Consider the following 18,933-nt stretch of genomic DNA (forward strand, 5'->3'; position numbering starts at 1 on the left):
TGCTGAATGATTAAAGTACAACCTATCCGAAGAATGCACCGCCGCCAAGTAATTCCACGTCTCTTACAACGGGACTTTGCCCACCCGTGCCCAGGGCCCCCGAACGGGACTTCAAAACCGTTACCAACACGTAGGCTAGAGCCTATGAGCATCCTGATCGACCCACCGTCATGGCCTGCCCATGGAACGCTCTTTTCGCATCTGGTTTCCGATGCGACGCTCGATGAACTGCATGCCTTTGCCCGTGCGCACCAGCTACCCGAGCGCGCGTTCGACAGGGACCACTACGACGTGCCGCAGTCCCGCTATGCCGAGCTGGTGCGGGACGGCGCGCACGAGGTTTCGGCCGGCGACCTGGCTCGGGCGCTGATCGCCTCCGGGCTGCGCATCCCGGCCAAGTACCGCCCGGAAAAGCTGGGACCGGTGCTGTCCCGCCGTTGGGCCCGAACTCTGCCCACCGAACCCCAGCTGGGCCGCGAGCTGCTGGAACGCTGGTCGCAGTCGCATCGCAGATACCACGACAGGGTCCACCTGCTGTCCGTGCTGGAGGCCTTGGATTGGCTGGCGAAGGACCAGGCCGACGGCGAGGAGCGCATGCTGCTGCAGCTGGCCGCCTGGTTCCACGACGCGGTGTACCACGGAGCCTCGGACGACGAGGCCAAGTCCGCGATCCTTGCCCGCGAGCGCCTCTACGGGCTGCTGAGCCCCGGGGCGGTGTCCAGGGTCAGCGAACTGATCCTGCTCACCGCAGGGCACTCCCCCGGCGACCACGAACGCCTGGGCCGGATCCTGTGCGATGCGGATCTTGAGGTGCTGGCCCGCCCGCAGCCGGCCTACCAGCGCTATGCCCAGGCGATCTACCAGGAGTACGCGCATTTCCCGCGCCCGGCCCTGGCTGCCGGACGGATCAAGGTGCTGGGCTCGCTGCTGGAGAAGGACAACATCTACAGCACCGTGCGTGGCATCGACCGCTGGGAAAACGCGGCCCGCAGCAACGTCGGCGCGGAGATCTCAGTGCTGCGCGGCTGGCTCGGCGAATAGCTTCCGGCTTTTAACGGCCTGTGGCCCGTTTCCCCAGGGGAAACGGGCCACAGGCACCAGGTAGTCTCGGCGGGGTGCCGAGCCGGGCGGGGAAGCTTAGAAGCCGCCCATGCCGCCCATGCCACCCATGTCGTCACCGGCTGGTGCGGCGCCGGCAGGAGCTGGCTTGTCCGCGACAACGGCTTCGGTAGTCAGGAACAGGCCTGCGATCGATGCGGCGTTCTGCAGGGCCGAACGGGTCACCTTTACAGGATCGTTCACGCCGGCTTCCAGCAGGTCGACGTACTGGCCGGTGGCGGCGTTCAGGCCGTGGCCGGCAGCCAGGCCCTTGACCTTGTCGGCGACAACGCCTGGCTCCATGCCGGCGTTCAGGGCGATCTGCTTCAGCGGAGCTTCGATGCCGACGCGCACGATGTTCGCACCTGTTGCCTCGTCGCCTTCCAGCGACAGCTTCTCGAAGGCTGCTGCGCCGGCCTGGATCAGGGCTACGCCGCCGCCGGCGACGATGCCCTCTTCCACTGCTGCCTTGGCGTTGCGCACGGCATCTTCGATGCGGTGCTTGCGCTCCTTGAGCTCCACCTCGGTGGCTGCGCCGGCCTTCAGCACGGCGACGCCGCCGGAGAGCTTTGCGTGGCGCTCCTGCAGCTTCTCGCGGTCGTAGTCCGAGTCGGTGTTCTTGATCTCGGCTGCGATCTGGGCCTTGCGGCCTTCGATGGCGTCGGCTTCGCCGCCGCCTTCAACGATGGTGGTCTCGTCCTTGGTGATAACGACCTTGCGGGCGGTACCCAGAACTTCCAGGCCCACGTTGTCCAGGGACAGGCCGATCTCCTCGGAGACAACCTGGCCGCCGGTCAGGATGGCGATGTCGGTCAGCATGGCCTTGCGGCGGTCGCCGAAGCCCGGAGCCTTGACGGCAACGGACTTGAACAGGCCGCGGATCTTGTTCAGGATCAGGGTGGCCAGGGCTTCGCCCTCGACGTCTTCGGCGATGATCAGCAGCGACTTGTTCGACTGCATGACCTTCTCCAGCAGGGTGACCATGTCCTTGACCGAGGAGATCTTGGAGTTCACGATGAGGATGTATGGGTCCTCCAGCACGGTCTCCTGGCGCTCTGCGTCGGTGACGAAGTATGCGGAGATGTAGCCCTTGTCGAAGCGCATGCCCTCGGCCAGCTCCAGCTCGAGGCCGAAGGTGTTGGACTCCTCAACGGTGATGACGCCCTGCTCGCCGACCTTGTCGAGAGCCTCGGCGATCAGGCCGCCGATCTCAGGGTCGCCTGCGGAGATCGAGGCGGTAGCAGCGATCTGCTCCTTGGACTCGATCTTCTTGGCGGCGGCGAACAGCTCGGCGGTGACGGCCTCTACGGCCTTGTCGATGCCGCGGCGTAGCGCGATCGGGTCGGCGCCGGCGGCAACGTTGCGCAGGCCTTCCTTGACCAGTGCCTGGGCGAGAACGGTTGCGGTGGTGGTGCCGTCGCCTGCGACGTCGTCAGTCTTCTTGGCAACTTCCTTGACCAGCTCTGCGCCGATCTTCTCGTATGGATCCTCGAGCTCGATCTCCTTGGCGATGGACACGCCATCGTTGGTGATCGTCGGGGCACCCCACTTCTTTTCCAGAACAACGTTGCGGCCGCGTGGGCCCAGGGTCACCTTTACGGCGTCTGCAAGGGTGTTCAGGCCGCGCTCAAGTCCGCGGCGTGCTTCCTCGTCAAATGCAATCATCTTGGCCATAGTGGCTTTCGGTCCTTTCGGGACGATTTTGCGAAAATGCAACCGACAGACAGCGCCCGCGACGGACGAGTGCAACGGCTGGGCATCGGGCCTGCAGCCGCGTCAGCTCTCGCTATCTGAGGTATTCTTCACGCTCCCTGCGAAGCGACGTCTAAGGCCGGACCGGCTGCGGTTAAAACGCGAAAAGCCGATCGGCGTTAGCAGTCGCAACGCATGAGTGCTAATACAAATATTGGCACTCTCGCCCTGCGAGTGCAAGCTGATCGGCTCACAGCGAAGCAATTGGATACTGCGGGGTTAGCGTACTTCGAGGGTGTCGTCCGAGCCCATCACCACGGTCACCCGGTTCGGAATGTTCTGGGTCTGCAGAACCTCGTCGATATTCAGCACCTCAGCGGCCTTTTCGGCCGTGGTGCGATAGGCCTCCGAGGTGTAGTACACGGTGGAGGTCTCGGCCGGGCGGGTCCAGTTGCTGGCGGTGATATTGGTGAATCCGGCCTCGGACAGGGCGTCTTCGCCGGCCGAGGCGATGCCTGCGATGCTGGCGCCGTTGTAGACGCCGATCAGCTGCCCGAAGAGCACGTCGTCATCATCGATGGTGCTGGAGGCGGAGGGGGTGGCGCTTTCGGTTTCGCTCGGGCTGGAGGTGGCGTCCTCGCTCGGGGCTGCCGAGGTGGTTTCGGTGGGGTTCGGGGCGGAGCCGACAATCGGCTTCAGGCCGCCGGGGCCGAAGAAGTAGGCGAATGCGCCCACCAGGACGACAAGCACTGCTGCAATAACTACCCAACGAAGTTTTCCACCGGACGTCGTGGAGGCGGCAGACTGCGCCCACCCGTTGGCGTGGTGCGAACCCACACGGGTGTTGAACTCCGGAACGCGATCGAATTCGTCACGTGGGTAGTTGGTCATTCTTGTCCTTGCTCGAGGTCTGACTGGTCGCGGCCGGTTCCGGAAACTAGCGTCCGGAGCCGACGGTACCGCTCACACGACGTCTGGTAGACCTAAGCCTACGCAGGCGTTTGACCAGCATTGGGTCGTAAGCCAACGCCGCGTCCGTCTCAATCAGCTGGTTCAGCAGCTGGTAGTAATTCGTCGGCGACATGGAGAACTGTTTGGTAATGGCCTGTTCCTTGGCGCCGGCATACTTCCACCACAACTTTTCCATGTTCAGGATCTGCTGGGAACGCTCATCGAGTTCCGAGTCGGGATTCATCACGAAATCCACCAGCACTTCACCCTCAGCCATGCGTCCACACCTCTTTCCTTCACCCGGCAAAGTCCGGTCTCGGCCCTGCGTTCTGCTCCGCCAGTGGCGGACATACCACCGATATTCTAACCAACTCGCCTGTGCTGCGCCGCGCCCGCGGGCACAGCCACGCCATAATACCGGCAGAATGGATGCCATGGACAACCTGCAGCCCTCCCTGTTCGGCGACCCGGAGCCGGTACCGGTCCCCCGCTACGAGCCGGAGGATTTCCCCTTCCACCACGGCGCCAGATCCATGGCGGAGCGCGGATTCATCGCCCAGGACTGGGTCCCGGTGCTGCTGCCACTCGATGGCAAGCTCCGGAAGATCGCCGCTGAACTGGCACGACGCAGCGCCGCCGGAGAGCAGATCCTCCCGGAACCGCACGTGATGTTGCGCGCACTTCGCATTCCGCGCTCGCAGGTGCGCGTCGTGCTCATCGGACAGGATCCGTATCCGACCCCGGGCCATGCCAACGGCTTGGCCTTCGCCGCCCAGGCTTCGGTGCGTCCGCTGCCCCGGTCGCTGTCCAATATCTACAAGGAGCTGAACGACGATCTGGGCATTGCCCCGGCAGCCCACCCGGATCTCAGCGCCTGGCATGAGCAGGGAGTTCTGCTGCTGAACCAGTCGCTGTCGGTCCAGGCGGGTCATGCCGGGGCGCACCAGCGCCTGGGCTGGTCCGCGGTCGTCGAAGCGGCCATCAGCGCGCTGAACCAGCGCGAGAACCCTCCGGTGGCGCTGCTCTGGGGCAGGCATGCGCAGAAGCTGGCGGGGCTGATGGACCGGATGCCGCAGCTGGCCAGCGCCCACCCCTCGCCGCTGTCCGCCTCGCGCGGGTTCTTCGGCTCGCGGCCCTTCTCCGAAATCAATCGGCGGCTGTCCGAATCCGGACAGCCGCCGATCGACTGGTCGTTGCCTGCGCTGTAGCCGCATTCAGCGGCGGCGGATCAGCCGCCGTTCGCGCCGCGCGCTGGAGGTCAGCGGCCGGCACAGGGTGTCGCCGAAGACCACGCCGCCGGCGATGGAGAGCATGATCGCGAAGGCGTTGAACATCTCCACCAGGCCGCTGGACATGTCGCTGGAGTCGAACACGATGGAGTACATCGCGCGGAAGATCATCAGGCCCGGCAGCAGGAACATGACCGCTGGAGCCGCGATGACCAGCTGCGGGGAATGCAGCTTGTCCGCCGCGAAGCGCGCCGCGAAGCCGATGACCGTGGCCACCACCGCCGGAGTGGCCCGGACGCCCAGCCCGATGTACTCGCACAACAGCTGGATCAGGTAGCCGCCCACGGCGATCCCGGCGGTGGGCAGCAGCAGCTTCACCGAGCTCTGTTCCGTGACGGCGCCGGCGATGATCGCCACCGCCACCAGGATCACCAGCAGCCAGGCCGGGTAGGCGATCTTGTCGATCTGGTGCACGTCCACGCTGTCCCAGCCCAGCACCGAGGAGATCACCAGCGCGGTGGAGATGCCGGAGACGATGGCCGTATAGGTCAGTCCCGCGGAGAACAGGCGGCCCACGGAGGTCACCGGGAACCCATTGATCGCATCCTGCAGAGCGGAGACGAACCGCCCGGAAGGAAGCAGCAGCAGGATGCCGCCGGACACCACCAGCGCCGGGTCGATGGGCGCATGCAGCTCGTAGCTCACCAGCGCGATGCCCGTGACCACAAACGTGGAGGCCGCAATGGTGAAGAAGGCCGGCACGCGCCACCGGGCGCCGTAGCGCCCGATCTGCGAGACGATCGAGGACGAGCCCATGGCCACCAGCGCACCGAGCCACGACCCGCCGATGAACAGCACGAAGGCCGCCGCGAACACCGCGTTGCCGCTGGCAACGATCCAGCGCGGGAACGGCTTGGGCTTGCGCATGATCGCCTTGAGCCGCTTGGCGGACTCGCTGCGCGAGACGCCGCCGGCGATGATGTCGGAGACCAGCTGGTGCACCAGCACCAGGCCCGCGTAGTTCGCCGTGGAGGAACGCACCACACGCAGGATCGAGTAGCTTTCGGCGTCCGGCGGGCTGTAGTTCAGGTGCAGCGACTGGTTGGTGATATCCACGTCCAGGTAGCTCAGGCCCAGCGCCGCGGTCACCGCGATGATGCTGGTTTCCACTTCCAGCGCGCCGGCGCCGTAGCGGATCAGTGTCTCGCCCAGGTCCAGCGCGAACTCCAGCGTGCGGCGGGCCGACGCGTCCTGGTCCTTGTTGACCGTGGGGTTCGCGTAGGGGGTGCCCTGCAGGCGATCCACGATGTCCAGCGCCTGGGTGGGCGGCGAGGTGGAAATCCACATCTTGGCCAGCAGGCTGCGGGCCACCGGGTTCGCCCGCGTGGGCACCAGGGTGATGCCTTCGTCCGTGGTGTGAACGCGGCCGGTGCGCGATTCGGGGTCCGAGGCAGGGGCCGCGGCGACGCTGGCGCTGACCGCAGTGTTCAGCGGCAGTTCCGAGGCCGTGGGCTCCTCATGATGCTCGGGTTCGGCAAGCTGCCCCATCTTGATTTCGCTGGTGCTGATCCGCGGCAATGCGCCGACGGCCGGATCCGGATCGTCCCCCGCACCACGTGGATTTCCGGAGAACTGGTCGTTGTTCAACTGCGCCACGGATCACCTTCCCGAAACGTTCGATGTTGCATGTAAATCACGATACAACCCGACTTCTGGAAGTTGCTGGGGAATCCTCCAAATCACGGCGTATCGCCGAACACATTCGGGCGTGGCACGCCCCCGGGGGGAATAGTTCCGGGGCGGGGCAAGTTACGCCCAGTGGGAAATTAGATGTATATGCATGCAATATAGCGAGAGGCCGAACCCATGAACACCACCGTGAAACTTCCGCAGGTTGGAGCCGAGACCTTCGGCGATATCACCGAGGACGCCAATGGAACCCCGCTGTCCCACGCCCAGGTGATCCGCAACGTGCTGGCCGAGGGCCAGAAGGCCGAAGAAGTCGGACTCGACTTCTTCGGGATCGGGGAACACCATCGCGATGACTTCTCGATCTCCTCACCCGAGACGGTGCTCGCGGCGCTGGCGGCGACCACGCAGAACATCAAGCTCGGCACCGCAGTCACCGTGCTGTCCAGCGACGATCCGGTCCGCGTGTACGAACGCTTCGCCACCCTGGATGCGCTGTCCAACGGCCGCGCGGAAATCATCGCCGGGCGCGGCTCGTTCATCGAGTCCTTCCCGCTGTTCGGTCTCGACCTCGAAGACTACGAGGAGCTCTTCGAGGAGAAGCTCGCGTTGATGGCCAAGTTGCGCCACGGCGATCCGGTGTCGTGGTCCGGCAGCCACCGAGCGGCCCTGCGCGGCCAGCAGGTCTACCCGCTGCTCGAAGGCAAGCCGTTGACGACATGGGTCGGAGTGGGCGGCAGCCCGCAGTCAGTCATCCGCGCCGCACGCCATGGCCTGCCGCTCTTCCTGGCCATCATCGGCGGGCAGCCCGCGGCCTTCGAACCACTGGTCGACCTGTACCACCGGGCGTTGAAGGAGTTCAGCGAACCGGAACAGCCGGTCGGGGCCCACTTCCACGGACTCGTGGCCGATACCGACGAAGAAGCGCTGGAGCTGCTCTGGCCGCACTACCAGCGCACCATGAACCGTTTGGGCGCCGAACGCGGCTGGGGTCCTGCCAGCCGCATCCAGCTGCAAGCGGCCATGGGTCCGCAGGGCGCCATGATGGCAGGCAGCCCCGAGACGGTGGCACGAAAGATGGCCAAGGCGGTCCGCACGCTCGGACTGTCCCGCATCGATATCAAGTACTCCGCCGGTTCGCTGCCCCACGAGCACCTCATGAAGAGCATTGAAATGCTGGGAACCGAGGTCAAGCCGAGGATCTACGAGCTGCTCACCGAAGGCTCGCAGAACTAGCGGCCAGCCCGGATACGAAAAAGCCACCGCATTTCTGCGGTGGCTTTTTTACCGGTGGATCTTACTGGACTCGAACCAGCGACCTTTCGCGTGTGAGGCGAACGCTCTAACCAACTGAGCTAAAGATCCATCTGCGCTGTCCGTTTCCGGTTCAGCACCTAGATAATCCTAGCCGTATTCCGACCTACGTTCCAAATCGTGCCGAATCGGCGCCATCCCCGGGCCGCTTCGACCGCCAGGAATACCACGCGCCGAGGGAATCAAAAATCTCCAAAATGGTCGATGACAAGCACTGAAAAACGGTGGCAATTCGTTTATTTAGAGTTCACTTCGCAGCCCTCGTTTCAACTTGTCAAAGTGCACTTTCAGACCCCATAATTTTTCTAGCTCATCGAGCTCAAACTGGGCCCTACAAGGAAGCTGCCGGAAGCCGCCGGCAACGGTCCCCTCAAGGCCAACGAAACCGCCGAACGGATTTTTCTCCGGGAAGCAAAGCCACTTTTTCGTTCGTTCTTAGCTTTTTAGGACCGTACCCCAGTGTTTGAAAACCTGACTTTTGCCTTGTCATGCCTGTCTCCAAATGAGGCGGAACGTGCTGAATTGGCTGGCCTGTACGCCGTGACCGATGCCCGCTGGCACCAGAAAATGGACCGCGCCCGCGCGGTCGTAACCGTCCGCGACGGCGAGCTCCTGGTCGCCGCCGGGGTGGTGCACGATTCGATCATCGCCCCGACCAGCGCCATGGACGCGCTCGAGCTCGGCTCCATGGCGGTGCGCCCGGACTACCGCCGCATGGGCATCCGCCAGCATGTCGCGTCGATGCGCCTCGAATTCGCGCTGCACGCCGGAGGCACGCCGATCACCATCATCGATTCTGCGAACCCCGCCTCGTGGGCGTACTACGAACGTTCCGAGCTGTGGGAGCGCGAGCGTAGCTTCGAGCAGGACGGGCAGACCAAATTCATCTACCGGGCTACCGACGCCGCGCGCGCCTGGGCCGCCGGGCTGCCGCAGCCTGAACCCGCTGTGCAGGACGTCGTCCTGGTTGCCCTGCCGGCCGAGGATTCCCTCGCACCGGTATCGCTGCAGCCGGCGTTGGAACAGCCGGTGCAGGCCCAGCCGGCGCCGTCGCTGGCCATGGAGCTGGGCGCGGAGCTGGGACAGCTTCCCTCGCTGGTGCCTACGTTGCACATCGGCCCGGAGGCCGAAGAGGCCGACCAGCATTTCCCGAGGCTCGGCATGGAGGCCCCGGACAACGACTGGCTGGGAACCACCAGCGTCGATCCGGCGTTCTAGAAGAGCGCTTCCTGCTGCTCATCCACAGCTTCGTGGCCGGGCAGCGGGGCGACTTCTCCGGCCCGGCGAGCGCGGGCTGCCTCATGCAGGTCGATCGGGGTGACCTTCAGGACCTCGTCCACCATCGCGTTGAGGAACTGCGGCGCGGCGATATCCGCGGGCACCGGCGAGTGCACGCACTTGACCTGTGGGTTCTCTGCTTCATCGTCCCAGTCCACGAGCAGCAGCCCGGTGGCGGTGTAGCCGAAGCCGTCTCCGAAATCGCGCAGCTTGCGGATCATGTCCACCGTGCGGCGGTAGGCCGCCGGCTCGGATTCCAGGATCGTGGCGCGCTGGACGAAGAAGAATCCGACGGCGGCCAGCGGATAGCGGGCGCGCAGGTTCGCGGCGTCCCCGTAGGCCTCCTCGTAGCGGTTTGACAAGTTCTTGCCGAATGAGGAGGTCATCGCCTTGGTGCTCAGCAGCAGCTCCGGCCCGGTGGACCAGTGGGTCATCACCACGTCGGTCTGCTTCATGTAGGCGCGGCCCAGGATCCGGGCGTCGGTGCTTCCCGCCTTGCCCGCCATGATGGCCTCGTGCACCTCCTCGGAGAGGCGCTCGGGCAGCCGGCGCAGCAGCTCCAGGATGTCCTTGGAGAGCACACGGGGCGCCTCGGTGCGCGGCCAGACCAGGTCGGCGTCGAATCCCGCGCGGCGCAGTTCGTGGGCCAGCCAGGTGTCCACGCCCTGGGCGAAGCGCCCGGAGCGGGTGGCGGCCTTGGAGCGCACCGGGATGCTCAGCAGGCGTTCGAGCACCTCGTAGGAGGGATTGAATTCCTCGGTCACCGCGCCGCTGCGGATCCAGGGCGAATCCTTGGCGGCGGACATCAGCGTGGTGTCGAACTCCGCAAAGGCGAGGGTCTTTTCAATCGCAGGGTTTGCCACGTCTAGTTTTTCACCGTCTTACTTCGTGCCTTCCGGCGATCCAACATGTCGGCGCGGGCCTGGTGCACCGCGGCGATGGCCGCGGGATCCAGGCCCAGCAGCTGTTCAAGGACAATCCCGTCGACCAGCGCGGTGGCTTCGGCCTTGCGGCCGTGGGCCAGATGCTCGCGCACCTGGTTCTTGATCTCGCGCAACGCCGGGGCATGGGCCGCCACTGCCGGGGCCGAAGGCACCGGAAGCCGGTCCGCTTCGCGCGGCTCGAGCTTCAGGATTCCGCCGCCGTAGGAGCGTCCCACCATTTCAGCGCCGAGCATGCTCAGCGTATTCAGCGAGGCCAGCGGCAGCAGCTCGCGCCCGAGCCCGCGCACGTCGGCGCCCAGGTAGACGCCGTGGATCGAGTTGATGTGGTGCACCGCGGCTTCGTTGGCGGTCAGCCGCGGGGTGTCGGCGTTCATGTAGGTCATGAACAGGTCCGGCACCGACAAGAGCGGCACACGCCACCAGGGGCTGCGCACCCGGCACTTGTAGGCGCTGTCCACCGCCAGTACCTGCCCGGCGTCAACCATCCGGTGCCCGGCCGCGGAAGGCTGCGCGGCGGGCCGGAACAGGTAGGTGGCGCTGCCATGGGCACCGAGGCGCTCCCACTGCTCGTTGTCCAGTTCCAGGCCGCGCAGGTGCCGGGAACCCGGAGGCGAGATGCGCACCAGGTCCTCGGGGGCCAAGCCCAGCTCGCTCACCTGGGCCGGGGAGAGCGTGAACCACTTGTTGTTGCCGGTCACCGCGCCCAGCGAGGTCTCGCCCCAGCTCTGCAGCGGCGCGAAACGGCCCGCGGCCAGGGACTGCTCCAGCACGCCCTGCGCTTCGAGGCCGACCAGCGATCCGGTCCAGCGCTCCGAGGTGCTGGCCGGGGTGTGCTCGATGCCCTCGCCCAACCGGTCGAGGTCCGCGGCGTTGCGGAACTGGTGCAGGCGCAGCGCGGTGCTGGAGCCCTGGCCGTAGCCTTCGGCCAGCAGCAGCACCACTTCCTCCTGCGCGTCGGCGAACAGCCGTTCCTCGAAGACCGCCAGGTGCACCCGCTCGAAGCGTTCGAGCAGCATCCGGCGCACCGGGGCCGCATAGTTCACGAACATGAGCTCGGCCGGCAGCACCAGGGCCATGCGCGCGCCCGGAGCCAGGAAGCTGGTGGCATGCACCACGAAGGCCGCCCAGATGCTGGCAAGCTCGTTGAGCTCGACGCCGGCTTCGCGGGCCGCGGCACGGGAGAGCTTCCGATCCTCGCCGCGGTGCAGCTGGTAGCGCACATAGGGCGGGTTGCCGATCACCGCGTCCATGTCATGGCTCCCGGCGACATGGAAGAAATTCGCGTGGGTGATCTGCGCGGCGGCACCCTGCCGGTCCAGCACCGCACGGGCTGCCTGCACCGAGGGCTCGTGCAGCTCGATGCCGAACAGCTCCACCGAGCCGCGGCCGTCGTCCACGATGTCATGCGCGGCGGCGAGGAACTGCGCCTCGCCGCAGGAAGGCTCAAGCACCCGGTGCCCGTGCTCGCCCAGCGCCCACTGGGCCATGAAGCGTGCGACGGGTTCCGGAGTGAAGTACGCACCGCGGGCGTGGCGCCCTGCGGGGTCCTGCTTGGTCTGTTCTCTACTCAACACACATCGATCTTTCCATGGCATCCGGACAGAATGGCCGGGCCGAGGAGCTTGGCCTTCGGAGGCGATCCAATAATTCTACGCACGCTGCGCGGCGGCAATAGCTAGTGCGCCGCGGCCGGCTTGTTCTTGCCCAGCAGCTTCTTGATCCCGAGGATGACGACTGTCAGCAACGAGCCGATGATCAGTCCGGCCAAGCAGGAGAAAGCGGTGTTGACCAGCCACCCCAGCACGCCCCCAGCGGCACCGGAGGCGTCGTGGACCAGCATCTCGACGTGGTGCACGAAGCCGTACGGCGCGTGCCAGCCCAGCTCGTCCATGCCGGTCAGCAACAGGTGCCCGCCGACCCAGAGCATCGCGACCACGCCGACCTTGCTCAGCACCGACATCACGATCGGCATGCCCTTGACCAGGCCGCGGCCGAGCTTCTGCGAGAACTGGCGCTGCTTCTGGGCCAGCACCAGGCCAATGTCGTCCATCTTCACGATCAGGCCCACGGCCCCGTACACCAGGACGGTCATCAGGAAAGCCACCGCGACCAGGATCAGCGCCCGGGTCAGGAACGGTTCGTGGGCCACCTCGTTGAGCGAGATCACCATGATCTCGGCCGAGAGCACGAAGTCGGTGCGCGTCGCCGAGCCGATGATCACCTTTTCGTCGCGGACCTTGCCGTCCTCGGCGGCGCCGTGATGGCCGATCAGCCCCATGGCCTCGAGGATCTTCTCCGCGCCTTCGAACACCAGGTAGGCGCCGCCGATCATGAGGATCGGGGTGAGCGCCCAGGGAAGGAAAGTGGACAGCAGCAAGATGGCCGGCAGGATGAACAGCAGCTTGTTGCGGATGGAGCCTACCGCGATCTTCCAGATGATCGGCAGCTCGCGCTTGGGAGAAATTCCGTCGACGTACTGCGGGGTGACCGCAGCGTCGTCAATCACCACGCCCATGGCTTTGGTGCTGGCCTTGGCCGCTCCGAGCGCGATGTCGTCCAGCGACGCGGCCGTGACCTTGACCAGCGCGGCTACATCATCCAGCAGGGCTACTAGGCCACCGGCCATGATTGGTCTCCTTGTAATTGTGGTCCCCGGTCGCGCGGATCCGCGCACGGGAAAATACCTTTGGTCCAATTTTACCGAGGACGACGTGGGCCACGCCCTATTTCATCCAACTTCCAGCGAGTGGTTAGGCACGTTTGCCGGGTTCGGACCGGCACCGGCGAGCCGGGAAAAGCCGCAGTCAGCAAAAAATCCCCGGAAGACCTGCGCTCATGCAGAACTCCGAGGATTTGTTCGAGCCCCCTACCGGATTCGAACCGGTGACCTTCAGTTTACAAGACAGACGCTCTGGCCAGCTGAGCTAAGGGGGCGTACCGCATAAGAATATCGGAGAACCCGGCCACTGTGCGAATTGAGCCCGTCGCCGTCTTAAATGCCGGAGGGGAGAAAGCCGTCGCTGGCTTTCTCCCCTCCGGTCTTGGCGCGAGATCAATATGGAATTCTACCCGATCCGCATCCGTTCTCCGCCGACCCGAGCGGATTTACTTCTTGTTCGCCTCGATGGCTGCGTTCACCACGGTCGGGAAATCGTCCTTGGCCAGATCCAGGACCTTGCCCTGGACCACCAAGGTCGGGGTGCCGCTTACGCCGTCGTACTTGGCCACGTCGGTCGTGTACTGGACGAACGGACGGAAGGTGCCGTCTTCGATGCAGCTGGTGACCTTGTCGCTGGCACCGGCGGCGATCGCCATCTCGGCCAGCTGGGCGTTCTTCATTTCACCCTGCTGGTAGTGGCCCCAGATCGCGGTCACGAATGGCATGTACGCTGCCGGGTTGTCGTTGGCAACGCAGGCCAGCGCGTTGGCACCGCGCGAGGAGAAGTTGGTCGGCGAGCCGCCGTCGAGGTATCCGACGTTGCGGTAGTCCACGGTGATGTCGCCGGCCGCCAGCCACTCGTTGATCTGCGGGCCATAGGTGGCCTCGAAGTCCGCGCAGTGGACGCAATTCACGTCGGCGTACATGGTGATATTGACCGGTTCGCCCTTTTTCCCCACGGTCAGGTCGCGGGGTTCCGGGGTTGCCGGTTGCTGGGCAGGGACTTCGAGGGACTTCACGTCGACATTCTCCACGGTGCGCTCACCCAGGGTGGTCGGGGAAGTGACCAGAATGCCGCCAGCGGCGTTGCCGCCCGCAGGAACGGCGCCGGAATCGGCAACCTTGGCATTGTTGTTCTGCACGATCAGGGTAACTACCAGGGCGATCACAAGGATCACGGCACCCAGCACGCCAAGCTTGACGAACAGCGACTTGCGCTTGGCGGCTGCTTCCTGTGCGGCGCGCATCTGCGAAGCCTTCTCGCGGGCGCTTGCCGTACGCTCAGCCTTCGACGGCCGCGGATTATTCGTAGACATAAATTTAATGGTTCCTTGCTCAGCGGAATACTGTCATCTGCAATCAAGTTTAGCCAATGCCGGGACCCGGTCTACCTAGTTCATTGATAATCCCGCACCTTCACAGGAGGCGCATATACTCCTCAAATTGCCGCCAAAGCCCGGTCTTAAGCCACATAGCGCGTCCGGTGGAATTGTTGCATCAGGCAGGCCTCGATACACGACTGTGCTTGACCAGTTCAATGTGGTTGTTTACGTCACTATCGGAGTAAATCCTGAACATAATTCCGTTGACCCTGATATTTCACTAGGCTCAAGGCATAAGTCAATGAACTTGCAGGGCAGGGATTCGCACCAATCCGGGGATCGCTAAACGGCCGGTTTGCAGGTTGAAGGTTAAGCCAGGAGTTTGTCGTGAGTAGCTCGATACAAGATGGCCACATGGCTAGTACATCCGACTTCGTCGTTGTTGCCAATCGCTTGCCGGTTGACCGGGTCACAAACCCGGACGGCACCCAGGGATTCCAGCGCGCACCCGGAGGACTGGTCACCGCACTGGAACCCGTCATGTCCGCTTCGGAAGGAGCATGGGTTGGCTGGCACGGCGGAATTGATGAAGAGCTGGACAGCTTCGACAAGGACGGTATCCATCTGGTGCCGGTGCCGCTAAGCGAAGACGACCTCGAGCTCTACTACGAAGGTTTCTCGAACTCGACTCTGTGGCCGCTCTACCACGACGTCATCGTTCCGCCGTCGTACCACCGCACCTGGTGGGACAGATACCAAAAAATCAACCAGCGCTTTGCCGACGCGGTGCTGCGGATCGCGGCGCCCAACGCCACGGTGTGGGTGCACGACTACCAGTTGCAACTCGTGCCGCGTCTGCTACGCTTGGCCCGTCCTGACCTCAAGATCGGTTTCTTCCTGCATATTCCCTTCCCCGCCGCGAGCTTGTTCGCGCAGCTGCCGTGGCGCAAGCAGATTTTGCAGGGTTTGGCCGGTGCCGACCTGGTCGGTTTCCAGCGCGAAACCGACGCGACCAACTTCCTGCGAAGCCTGCGCCGATTCACGGACTACCAAACCAAGGGACGTGAGGCGACCCCTTCCTTGGACAACGACCTGCAGAATATCTGCCGCGCCGACGCCCACCCGATCTCCATCGACTATGAACAGATCCAGCGGCTGTCCCGGGATCCGCAGATCATTGCGCGAGCCGCGCAGATCCGGCATGAATTGGGAAACCCGAAAACCATCATGCTCGGCGTGGACAGGCTGGACTACACCAAGGGTATCCGCCACCGGCTCAAGGCCTACGGCGAGCTGCTGGCAGACGAACAGCTCCACGCCGGCGAGGTATGCCTGATCCAAGTGGCAAGCCCCAGCCGCGAAAACGTCGGTTCGTACATGGAACTGCGCGATCAGGTAGAACTGATGGTCGGCCAGATCACCGGCCAGCACGATACGCTCAGCCACACTACGCTGCGCTACCTGCACCATTCCTATCCCCTGCGCGAAATGATTTCCCTGTACCTTGCGGCAGACGTCCTGCTGGTCACTGCCTTGCGCGACGGTATGAACCTGGTCGCCAAGGAATACGTGGCAGCGCACCAGGACGGGCGGGGCGTGCTGGTGCTCTCCGAGTTCACCGGCGCCGCCGACCAGCTGACCCAGTCGGTGCTGGTCAACCCCCATGACATTGACGGCATGAAGGTCAAGATTATGGAGGCAGTCAACATGGACGAGGCCGAACAGGCCAAGCGCATGAAGCGCATGAACCACCATCTGGAGGAATTCGACGTGGCCGGCTGGTCTGATCGTTTCCTGTCGGAGCTGGCAGACATCAACTCGAAATCCGTTCCGGCCAAGGAGAATGTTGCCCGCACCTAACTTGCCGCAAACCGCCGAAACTACCGCCCCCGAAGGATGGCTTAAGCACGTGTCACCTCTTTCGCCGCAGCTCTCCGGTGCGCTGCAGGATTTCGCCCGCCATCCCCGGGTGCTGGTCGCGCTCGATTTCGATGGAACGCTCTCACCGCTGGTCGACCGGCCGCAGGATGCCAGGCCGCTGCCCGAATCCGCCGTGCTGGTGGAGCAGCTGGGACGAATGGCCGGCGTTTACACCGCGGTGATCTCCGGACGCAATCTGCAGTCCCTGGCCGAGGTGTACCCGGAGCCGCTGCCGGCCATCCGCATCGGGTCCCACGGGGCCGAACGGCTGGTCCCCGAGCAGTTCTCGAACGGCTGGTCCGACGCGCCGCTCAGCCTCGACCAGACGCAGCTGCTGGGCACCCTGACCGGCCGGCTGCAGGCGATCGCGGACAGGCACGAGAACGTGAACCTGGAATTCAAGCCCTCGGCCACCGTGCTGCATGTCCGCCAGGCCAGTCCTCAGGCCGCGCAGGCGGCCATGGCCGAAGCGCTGGAATCGCTGCAGGAGCTGGAGGGCGTCAAGCTGATGTCGGGCAAGGCGGTGCTTGAAGCCTCGGTGCTCAACGCCCACAAGGGCGAGGCGCTGGCTTGGCTGCGCCGCACCCTGGATGTCCAGTCGGTGCTCTTCATCGGAGACGACGTCACCGACGAAAACGGCTTCAAGGTGCTGACCGAAAACGACCTCGGAATCAAGGTCGGCAGCGGGGACACGGCGGCGACGCAGCGTATTGATTCCCCGTTCGATATCCCGGATCTTTTGAAAAGTCTGATTTCCATGCGAAACTAACGGTGTCCCAATTCACTTTCACTTCGGATCGTCGGGCACGTACCTGCCCGTGAAAGGATTGTCGTTATGGCAACTGTGACCTTTGATAAGGCCACCCGTATTTACCCGGGCGCTCTTGTGCCATCCGTCGACGAAATCGACCTGGAGATCGCCGACGGCGAATTCCTGGTTCTGGTCGGCCCCTCGGGTTGCGGCAAGTCAACCACCCTGCGCATGCTTGCCGGCCTGGAGGAAGTCAACTCCGGCCGCATCCTCATCGGCGACAAGGACGTGACCAACGTTCCGCCGAAGGACCGCGACATCGCCATGGTCTTCCAGAACTACGCGCTCTACCCGCACATGACCGTCGCCGAGAACATGGGCTTCGCCCTGAAAATCGCCGGCGTCGACAAGGTCGAACGAGCCCGCCGTGTGAAGGAAGCCGCACAGCTTCTCGATCTGGAGCAGTATCTAGACCGCAAGCCGAAGGCCCTCTCCGGTGGCCAGCGCCAGCGTGTGGCCATGGGCCGTGCCATCGTGCGCTCCCCCCAGGTCTTCCTGATGGATGAACCGCTGTCGAACCTCGATGCCAAGCTGCGGGTCCAGACCCGTACCCAGATCGCGTCGCTCACCCGCCGCCTGGGTGTCACTACCGTGTACGTGACCCACGACCAGGTCGAGGCGCTGACCATGGGCGACCGCGTCGCGGTGCTCAAGGACGGTGAATTGCAGCAGGTCGGGACTCCCCGCGAACTGTACGACCGTCCGCGCAACGTCTTCGTTGCAGGCTTCATCGGTTCGCCAGCCATGAACCTCGTGCAGCTGGAAGCGAGCAATGGCCAAGTAGAGTTCGGCAATACCGTCCTGAGCGCGCCAGGCGCTGCAGGCGGCACTACGCTGGGCATCCGACCTGAAGACATCGAGTTCGTTGGCGAAGGCGAGGGTGTGGAGATCACCATCGACGTCGTCGAAGAGCTTGGCGCCGATGCCTATGTCTACGCAACCGCCGAGCTGGCAGGCCGCCCGCAGACCATCGTTGTCCGCGTTGATGGCCGCACCCCACCGGCCCGTGGCCAGCGGCTGAACATCGCACCGAAGCTGCAGCATGTGCACCTGTTCGATACGGAAACCGGTCTGCGACTTGGCTAGTCCGCAAAGACTCTGACGCATGACCAAGGGCTCGGATCCATGAGGATCCGAGCCCTTGGTCATCGTCGGCATCTCCGGCGGCTGCTGACCCAGCCTCACTACCCTTATCGACTTGTTAAACATCGAAGGCCCCGAGATATCTCGGGGCCTTCGGCACATTGTGCCCGGCGATGACCTACTCTCCCACACCCTCCCGAGTGCAGTACCATCGGCGCAGTGGGTCTTAGCTTCCGGGTTCGGTATGGGACCGGGCGTTTCCCCCACGCTATGATCGCCGTAACTCTAACCCGCACAGCTTGGCCGTGGGAAAACTACGGTGTCATTCGCGATTGCGACAACTCCATAACTATAGCAGGATCTCCGCCCTCCGCGCCAATCGAGGAACTCTTTCGGCAACGTGGCCTTCGCCATAGATGCCTTCTGGCGATCTAAGCTTCCAGAAGGCCTCAGACGCCAGTCTCCGGCCACGATACAGCGCCTGGCAATCCATGCCGGTCCGGCTCTGGATTGGAGCTTGAGAGCGGCGTGGGTGCGCGCCAGCGGCAGCGCGGATGGTTTGCCATGTACCCAGGAACGGCAAAGCCAGCACAACTACGCAGTGAAGCAAGGATGGGTGAAGTCTGCTACCACCACTGCCGCTGCGAGCCATTCATCCCAATGGCGGCAAGCACGAAGGCCGTGAAAGGACTAGCGATTCGAAATCAGGGGTTTTGTTGTGGTCCGGGCTCTTCCCCGCTCCGCAGCCAACCGCACCGCGCCGCGGCCCCGGCAGCGCTTCCCTTGCCCCACGCCATCCCCACGGGGCCGGCCGCAGGACAGCACCCCAAACCGCCCAGAAGGCACCGCGCCGCCACCCAAAACCCCCGCTTAAACAACAAAAAAGGGGGGAGCCACCGCTCCCCCACCCCACCGGCAGGCCGTCCCGGCCAGACCACCCGCC

General features: G+C 64.4%; 15 protein-coding genes, 2 tRNA genes and 1 rRNA gene. 7 read left to right on the plus strand and 11 right to left on the minus strand.

The features are described 5' to 3' along the window. The first annotated feature begins 144 nt into the window (after positions 1 to 144). Positions 145 to 1,041, plus strand: a complete 897-nt coding sequence (locus C1H84_RS06500) for a DUF4031 domain-containing protein (protein ID WP_113606892.1) — start codon at positions 145 to 147, stop codon at positions 1,039 to 1,041. 96 nt (positions 1,042 to 1,137) lie between these two features. On the opposite strand, the gene groL is transcribed toward C1H84_RS06500, so the two are convergent. From groL to C1H84_RS06515, 3 genes are all read right to left on the minus strand, one after another. Further along, entirely contained in the window at positions 1,138 to 2,772 is a 1,635-nt protein-coding gene (gene groL, locus C1H84_RS06505) for a chaperonin GroEL (protein WP_047118277.1), read from the minus strand. A gap of 297 nt (positions 2,773 to 3,069) precedes the next feature. Next, positions 3,070 to 3,681, minus strand: coding sequence for a LytR C-terminal domain-containing protein (locus C1H84_RS06510; RefSeq protein ID WP_047118276.1), 612 nt, complete (start codon positions 3,679 to 3,681; stop codon positions 3,070 to 3,072). 46 nt (positions 3,682 to 3,727) lie between these two features. Further along, positions 3,728 to 4,018: a DUF3263 domain-containing protein gene (locus C1H84_RS06515; RefSeq protein WP_047118275.1), complete on the minus strand. Its 291-nt coding sequence runs from the start codon at positions 4,016 to 4,018 to the stop codon at positions 3,728 to 3,730. A 157-nt stretch (positions 4,019 to 4,175) separates the two neighbouring features. On the opposite strand from C1H84_RS06515, the gene C1H84_RS06520 reads away from it, so the two are divergent. Then, positions 4,176 to 4,949 (plus strand): uracil-DNA glycosylase, encoded by a 774-nt coding sequence (locus C1H84_RS06520; protein WP_306462527.1) that lies wholly within the window; start codon positions 4,176 to 4,178, stop codon positions 4,947 to 4,949. Positions 4,950 to 4,955: 6 nt separating this feature from the next. On the opposite strand, the gene C1H84_RS06525 is transcribed toward C1H84_RS06520, so the two are convergent. Next, positions 4,956 to 6,626 (minus strand): threonine/serine exporter family protein, encoded by a 1,671-nt coding sequence (locus C1H84_RS06525; protein ID WP_047118274.1) that lies wholly within the window; start codon positions 6,624 to 6,626, stop codon positions 4,956 to 4,958. A gap of 210 nt (positions 6,627 to 6,836) precedes the next feature. Between C1H84_RS06525 and C1H84_RS06530 the strand changes: the two genes are divergently transcribed. Continuing rightward, positions 6,837 to 7,895 carry an LLM class flavin-dependent oxidoreductase gene (locus C1H84_RS06530; RefSeq protein ID WP_047118273.1) on the plus strand — a complete coding sequence of 353 codons (1,059 nt, stop codon included), beginning with the start codon at positions 6,837 to 6,839 and terminating at the stop codon, positions 7,893 to 7,895. 55 nt (positions 7,896 to 7,950) lie between these two features. Here C1H84_RS06530 and C1H84_RS06535 read toward each other — a convergent pair. Continuing rightward, positions 7,951 to 8,024: transfer RNA gene (locus tag C1H84_RS06535), tRNA-Val, on the minus strand. A 471-nt stretch (positions 8,025 to 8,495) separates the two neighbouring features. Here C1H84_RS06535 and C1H84_RS06540 point away from each other — a divergent pair. Then, positions 8,496 to 9,191 (plus strand): GNAT family N-acetyltransferase, encoded by a 696-nt coding sequence (locus tag C1H84_RS06540; RefSeq protein ID WP_047118272.1) that lies wholly within the window; start codon positions 8,496 to 8,498, stop codon positions 9,189 to 9,191. Here the strand turns inward: C1H84_RS06540 and C1H84_RS06545 are convergent. From C1H84_RS06545 to C1H84_RS06565, 5 genes are all read right to left on the minus strand, one after another. After that, the gene (locus C1H84_RS06545) at positions 9,188 to 10,114 is read right to left on the minus strand and encodes a hypothetical protein (RefSeq protein WP_052772240.1); all 927 of its coding nucleotides are present in this window, start codon (positions 10,112 to 10,114) and stop codon (positions 9,188 to 9,190) included. The two genes, C1H84_RS06540 and C1H84_RS06545, sit on opposite strands and share 4 nt — an antisense overlap. 2 nt (positions 10,115 to 10,116) lie before the next feature. Continuing rightward, the gene (locus C1H84_RS06550) at positions 10,117 to 11,766 is read right to left on the minus strand and encodes an HsdM family class I SAM-dependent methyltransferase (RefSeq protein WP_244910827.1); all 1,650 of its coding nucleotides are present in this window, start codon (positions 11,764 to 11,766) and stop codon (positions 10,117 to 10,119) included. Between the two features lie 104 nt (positions 11,767 to 11,870). Continuing rightward, on the minus strand, positions 11,871 to 12,821 hold the full coding sequence (locus tag C1H84_RS06555; RefSeq protein WP_047118270.1) for a DUF808 domain-containing protein: 951 nt from the start codon (positions 12,819 to 12,821) through the stop codon (positions 11,871 to 11,873). Between the two features lie 234 nt (positions 12,822 to 13,055). After that, positions 13,056 to 13,129: transfer RNA gene (locus C1H84_RS06560), tRNA-Thr, on the minus strand. A 171-nt stretch (positions 13,130 to 13,300) separates the two neighbouring features. After that, a complete protein-coding gene (locus tag C1H84_RS06565) occupies positions 13,301 to 14,170 on the minus strand; it encodes a DsbA family protein (protein ID WP_047118269.1) in 870 nt (289 codons plus the stop codon). A 420-nt stretch (positions 14,171 to 14,590) separates the two neighbouring features. Between C1H84_RS06565 and C1H84_RS06570 the strand changes: the two genes are divergently transcribed. The 3 genes from C1H84_RS06570 (at position 14,591) to C1H84_RS06580 (ending at position 17,993) form a co-directional block, all read left to right on the plus strand. Continuing rightward, positions 14,591 to 16,036 (plus strand): alpha,alpha-trehalose-phosphate synthase (UDP-forming), encoded by a 1,446-nt coding sequence (locus tag C1H84_RS06570; RefSeq protein ID WP_047118268.1) that lies wholly within the window; start codon positions 14,591 to 14,593, stop codon positions 16,034 to 16,036. Positions 16,037 to 16,085: 49 nt separating this feature from the next. Beyond that, positions 16,086 to 16,865 carry a trehalose-phosphatase gene (gene otsB / locus C1H84_RS06575; RefSeq protein ID WP_181728055.1) on the plus strand — a complete coding sequence of 260 codons (780 nt, stop codon included), beginning with the start codon at positions 16,086 to 16,088 and terminating at the stop codon, positions 16,863 to 16,865. Positions 16,866 to 16,931: 66 nt separating this feature from the next. After that, positions 16,932 to 17,993 (plus strand): ABC transporter ATP-binding protein, encoded by a 1,062-nt coding sequence (locus C1H84_RS06580; protein ID WP_113606895.1) that lies wholly within the window; start codon positions 16,932 to 16,934, stop codon positions 17,991 to 17,993. Between the two features lie 162 nt (positions 17,994 to 18,155). Here the strand turns inward: C1H84_RS06580 and rrf are convergent. Beyond that, positions 18,156 to 18,272 (minus strand): 5S ribosomal RNA (gene rrf, locus C1H84_RS06585). Positions 18,273 to 18,933: the final 661 nt, after the last annotated feature.

It is taken from the genome of Glutamicibacter soli (assembly GCF_003309065.1).
GTDB classification, from domain to species: domain Bacteria; phylum Actinomycetota; class Actinomycetes; order Actinomycetales; family Micrococcaceae; genus Glutamicibacter; species Glutamicibacter soli.

Excerpts from the sequence above, each read along its gene's own strand:
- C1H84_RS06530 (WP_047118273.1), top strand. The coding sequence starts at position 6,837 with ATGAACACCACCGTGAAACTTCCGCAGGTTGGAGCCGAGACCTTCGGC.
- C1H84_RS06570 (WP_047118268.1), top strand. The coding sequence starts at position 14,591 with ATGGCTAGTACATCCGACTTCGTCGTTGTTGCCAATCGCTTGCCGGTT.
- C1H84_RS06580 (WP_113606895.1), top strand. The coding sequence starts at position 16,932 with ATGGCAACTGTGACCTTTGATAAGGCCACCCGTATTTACCCGGGCGCT.
- C1H84_RS06520 (WP_306462527.1), top strand. The coding sequence starts at position 4,176 with ATGGACAACCTGCAGCCCTCCCTGTTCGGCGACCCGGAGCCGGTACCG.
- C1H84_RS06515 (WP_047118275.1), bottom strand. The coding sequence starts at position 4,018 with ATGGCTGAGGGTGAAGTGCTGGTGGATTTCGTGATGAATCCCGACTCG.
- C1H84_RS06555 (WP_047118270.1), bottom strand. The coding sequence starts at position 12,821 with ATGGCCGGTGGCCTAGTAGCCCTGCTGGATGATGTAGCCGCGCTGGTC.
- C1H84_RS06510 (WP_047118276.1), bottom strand. The coding sequence starts at position 3,681 with ATGACCAACTACCCACGTGACGAATTCGATCGCGTTCCGGAGTTCAAC.
- groL (WP_047118277.1), bottom strand. The coding sequence starts at position 2,772 with ATGGCCAAGATGATTGCATTTGACGAGGAAGCACGCCGCGGACTTGAG.
- C1H84_RS06565 (WP_047118269.1), bottom strand. The coding sequence starts at position 14,170 with ATGTCTACGAATAATCCGCGGCCGTCGAAGGCTGAGCGTACGGCAAGC.
- C1H84_RS06500 (WP_113606892.1), top strand. The coding sequence starts at position 145 with ATGAGCATCCTGATCGACCCACCGTCATGGCCTGCCCATGGAACGCTC.